The organism is Clostridium sp. CTA-5, from assembly GCF_054768135.1.
Genome location: NZ_BAAAAT010000027.1, coordinates 1 through 1,707 on the forward strand (window position 1 = coordinate 1; position 1,707 = coordinate 1,707).

Annotated in this window: 1 protein-coding gene and 1 rRNA gene; one reads left to right on the forward strand and one right to left on the reverse strand. The window is 23.5% G+C overall.

What is annotated here, in order from left to right:
* The first annotated feature begins 958 nt into the window (after positions 1-958).
* Positions 959-1,177: a hypothetical protein gene (locus tag ACYUET_RS18955; RefSeq protein ID WP_460282203.1), complete on the forward strand. Its 219-nt coding sequence runs from the start codon at positions 959-961 to the stop codon at positions 1,175-1,177.
* 422 nt (positions 1,178-1,599) lie between these two features.
* On the opposite strand, the gene rrf is transcribed toward ACYUET_RS18955, so the two are convergent.
* Positions 1,600-1,707: ribosomal RNA gene (gene rrf / locus ACYUET_RS18960) — 5S ribosomal RNA — on the reverse strand; the annotation flags it as partial.

Sequence of the window (1,707 nt, forward strand, 5' to 3'; positions counted from 1 at the left end):
TCAAAAAGAATTGCTGGTTTACTTAAATGTATTTTATATATTCTGTTCAATTTTCAAAGACCATTTTCTTTCGCTTCAACTCTCGTTGTCAGCTTTTGTTTTAACTTGTCGCCCTCAAGCGACTTACTCAGTATATCACTTGTTTTTTTGAGTGTCAACAACTTTTTTTCAAGCTTTCAAACTCTTTTTTCAAAAGGTTTTTCTAAGCTTATTTTTAAGTTGTCCCTGTCCTCAGCGACGTGTTTTATCTTAACATATCTTCTAAATATAATTATTTATATTTATATTGTTTACCCAAATTAAACCCATAATACTACATTTTTCTTATATTTTCGCAAAATTCTTATCATTGATACGCTAGGCAAAGTATTACTTAATATTCATGAATACTTATGTATTTATATTATTTTTTAAGTTATAGTTTTTAGATTTCATTTACTACTATTATTCATATCAGACAAATCTTTTATATATTTTAGTTGCATATCCTGATCCTTCTGATATTTTAGATTAAAAATATTATATTTTTACGCTCAATATCATCCCCATAACCCCCATATAATAATTAGTTATTTTATATGTAAAAAAAGATATCATAAAACTTTTATGATATCTCTTTATAAAATTAATTAAAAAATTTTTAAATTTATTTTTATTATATATTTATATTAATAACACTCCTTCTTAAGTACATGAAATAAAATAATATGTATGATTCTAAATTCAAGTATAAAAACTACTCTGCGACAACTTTAAATAGAATTTAATAAACTTTTTAACTATTATACTTATGAAATTCTCTAATTTTATATAAAACACTAATAATATTTATACGATAATAATCAGTAGATAAATATGATTTTAAGTTAATATTTCTATATATATATATTGCAAAGAAAAAACTTCCATAATAAATTTTCAATCTGTTAATATTTATATATAATAATGAAGTTTAATATTGAAAATAATAATAACCTTAATTAAGATGATGAATATTATAAGATTTTTATATCTTGGCAAAATTGATGAATTAGTTAAGAAACATAATCTTGGTCTTAAAAGAAAGTTAAATCCTAAACAACAAAAAATGATTGTAGATGTAGTTACTAATAATACTCAAGACCAAGTAGGATTTGAATGTAAGAAAAATTGGATAATAGAATTGATACAGGACTAAGTTATTAAAGAATTTAATATTATTATGTGTCACATGGGTATAGCCAATATATTATATAGATTAATTTAAGTTATGCCCATTCGACTTATGTAATGCCAAGAGTTGATAAAAATAAACAATAAGAATTTTAAATAATTAAAAATACACTATACAATTTTCTTTCAGGACAAACTTAGAATTAGAGATTATCAAGTAACTTAAAAGGTTTGGTTTTTGAAAGGTAAACAAAAAAATATTTACTCATCGTAAGAATGCTGATGTGAAATTAAAATGCTAGGATACATCATGCTAAGTTATTATAAAATATTTTTACATGAGATAAAAGATAAATTATGTTTGAATAAGTGTAAACAATTTTATATTTAGCTAATTATTTTTTATACTAAAAAAGAGATAGTTATAATAACTATCTCTTTACACTTACCTGGCAACGTCCTAATCTTCCACACAGTCTCCCATGCAGTACCTTCGGCGCTATAGATCTTAACTGTCCTGTTCGGAATGGGTAGGAGTGTTACTTCTATGCCATC